The organism is Intrasporangium chromatireducens Q5-1 (assembly GCF_000576575.1).
Taxonomy (GTDB): Bacteria; Actinomycetota; Actinomycetes; order Actinomycetales; family Dermatophilaceae; genus Intrasporangium_A; species Intrasporangium_A chromatireducens.
This window is the reverse complement of the sequence record NZ_AWQS01000366.1, coordinates 1-2818: the sequence shown is the minus strand read 5'-3', so window position 1 is coordinate 2818 and position 2818 is coordinate 1. Positions and strand designations below refer to the sequence as shown.

Sequence of the window (2818 nt, the reverse complement as noted above, 5' to 3'; positions counted from 1 at the left end):
CGGCTGACGGTGCGACCGCTCCCGTCGGGCGGTGCGACCGCTCCCGTCGGGCGGTGCGACCGCTCCGCCGGGAGTAGCGACGGGTCAACCGGGCGAGGGCCCGCACAGCGCCTGCTGTGGTCGGATCAGGACGGCTTCACCTCGATGAAGGGCGGCTTGACGACCGTCGCCTCGACGGCACGACCGCGGACGTCGATGCTCACCGTGTCACCCACCGAAACCTCGGGTGCCAACAGGGCCAGGGCGATTCCCTGCCGCAAAGTCGGGGAGAAGGTGCCCGAGGTGACCTCGCCGACGGGCACGCCGTCGCGGGAGACGGCGCAGTGCGGCCGGGGAATGCCGCGGCCGGACACGAGGAGCCCGTGCGAGATGCGCGGCGGGTTCCCCCGCTCGGCGAGCAGCGCGTCGCGGCCCCAAAACGCGTCCTTCTTCCAGCCGACCGCCCAGCCGACCCGTGCCTGGACGGGCGAGATCTCCGGCGAGAGGTCCTGGCCATGCAGTGCGTAGCCCATCTCGGTGCGCAGGGTGTCCCGGGCCCCGAGACCGCAGGGCAGCCCGCCCATCGGCTCCATCGCCTCGACGAGGGCGTCCCAGACCGCGGTTGCACCGGCCCATGGGCCGACGAGCTCGTAGCCGCGCTCGCCCGTGTAGCCGGTGCGGCAGACCGTCAGCCGCTGGCCGCGCCAGTCGGCCTCGACGAAAGACATGTAGTCGTGGCCGGTCGGCAGGTCGAGCGCCTGGAGCAGCTCGTCACTGCGTGGTCCCTGCACCGCGATGACCGCGAACTCGTCGTGCTGGTTGGTGATGGTCACCCCCGCCGGCGCCGCAGCCGTCAGCAGGTCGACGACCTGAGCGGTGTTCGCGGCGTTCGGGATGAGGAAGACCTCGTCGTCCGAGCGGAGATAGGCGATGAGGTCGTCGACGGCTCCCCCGGTCTCGTTGCAGCAGACCGTGTACTGCGCCGAGCCGGGCTGGATCCGCCGAAGGTCGTTGGTCAGGCAGCGGTTGACGAAGTCGGCCGCCCCGGGCCCCGACACCGTCGCCTTGCCGAGGTGGCTCACGTCGAAGATGCCGACGCGCTCACGAACCGCCGTGTGCTCGGCGACGACGCCGCCGCCGGGATACTCGATGGGCATGTCCCAACCGCCGAAGTCGGCCATCTTGGCTCCGAGTGCGACATGCCGGTCGTGCAAGGGGGACCTGCGTCCCTGAGTCGAGTTCGTCATGGTGCCAACCTAGCGGCGCGCCGCGCCTCGTTATGATCGAGCGCCGTCACCCCATCTCGGACAAGGGAGTTCAGCTCGTGGCCAACCTCACCAGCTCCAGCCGCTCGGCGGCTGACATCGACGCGGACGCCGTCGTCATCGTGGTGGCGAAGGACGGTGACGGAGCGGCCCTGACCAGCGGACACGGTCTGTCGCGACGGACGGTCAACCACCTCAAGGCCGTCATCTCGGAGCTCGAGCTCAAGGCCCGGCCGGGCGAGGTGACGACGCTCGCCGCCGTGCCCGAGGTCAAGGCCCCGCGGGTCGTTCTCACCGGCGCCGGCGAGCTCAACGGCCGACCCGACGCCGCCACCCGGGAAAACGTCCGCCAGGCAGTCGGGGCCGCGGTCCGCGGGCTCGACGCGAAGCAGAAGGTCGCCGTCGTGGTCCCGGGCGGCTCCACCGACCTCGTCGCCGCGGTCGCCGAAGGGGCGGCGCTCGGTGCCTACACCCCGCCCAAGGCCGGCACGGCGAAGACCGAGCCGGCGCAGACCGTGACGGTCCTCGGGCCGACCGACGGCCCGGCTCGCAAGGCGGTCAAGCGGGCAGCCGCGATCGGCACCGCCGTCGCCTACGCGCGCGACCTGGTGAATCAGCCGCCCAACCTGCTCTATCCGGAGTCGTTCGTGGCGTCCCTGACCGAGCGGGTCAAGGGCACCAAGGTCAAGCTCAAGAGCCTCGACCTCAAGCAGCTGCGCGCCGGCGGCTTCGGCGGCATCGTCGGCGTCGGCCAGGGCTCGGTCAACGAGCCCCGCATCGCGGTCCTGACCTACGCCCCCTCACGCCCGAAGGCGACCCTTGCCTTCGTCGGCAAGGGCATCACCTTCGACTCCGGCGGTCTCTGCCTCAAGCCCCCGGCAAGCATGGGCACAATGAAGTCCGACATGGCCGGCGCCGCCGCGGTCGCCGCCGCGGTCCTCGCGATTGCCGAGCTGGGGCTGCCCGTCGCCGTGACTGGCTATCTCGGCATCGCCGAGAACATGCCGAGCGGGTCGGCACAGCGTCCGAGCGATGTCGTGACGATGCGGGGCGGCAAGACGGTGGAGATCCTCGACACCGACGCCGAGGGGCGCATGGTCCTCGCCGACTGCATCGCGCTCGCGGCCGAGAGCGGCCCCGAGGCGATCGTCGACATCGCGACGCTGACCGGCGCGCAGGTCATCGCGCTCGCGGACACCGCCGCCGTCATGGGCAACAACGATGGCTTCCGCGGCCGCGTCGTCGACACGGCCGATGTCGTCGGCGAAGCCGCCTGGCCGATGCCGCTCCCGGCCGAGCTGCGTCCCGCACTCGACTCACAGAACGCCGACATCGCCCACAAGGGCGGCCGCGAGGGCGGAATGCTGACCGCCGGACTCTTCCTGGGCGAGTTCGTGCCCGAGGGCACCGACTGGAGCCACATCGACATCGCCGGGCCCTCCTTCAACGAGAAGGCGCCCCGCGGCTACACCCCCAAGGGCGGCACGGGCTTCGGAGTGCGCACCCTCGTCGGGCTCGCCGAGTCCTACCTCTGAGCCGACCCGCGCACGACGAGGGGCCGGTGCCCACCCGGG

At 71.8% G+C, this 2818-nt stretch carries 2 protein-coding genes; one reads left to right on the top strand and one right to left on the bottom strand.

Features of this window, described 5'->3' with window-relative positions:
• Window positions 1-125 precede the first annotated feature (125 nt).
• Entirely contained in the window at window positions 126-1226 is a 1101-nt protein-coding gene (gene gcvT / locus N864_RS21055) for a glycine cleavage system aminomethyltransferase GcvT (RefSeq protein WP_034722017.1), read from the bottom strand.
• Between the two features lie 77 nt (window positions 1227-1303).
• Between gcvT and N864_RS21050 the strand changes: the two genes are divergently transcribed.
• Window positions 1304-2779 carry a leucyl aminopeptidase gene (locus N864_RS21050; RefSeq protein WP_034722019.1) on the top strand — a complete coding sequence of 492 codons (1476 nt, stop codon included), beginning with the start codon at window positions 1304-1306 and terminating at the stop codon, window positions 2777-2779.
• The last annotated feature ends 39 nt before the right edge of the window (window positions 2780-2818 follow it).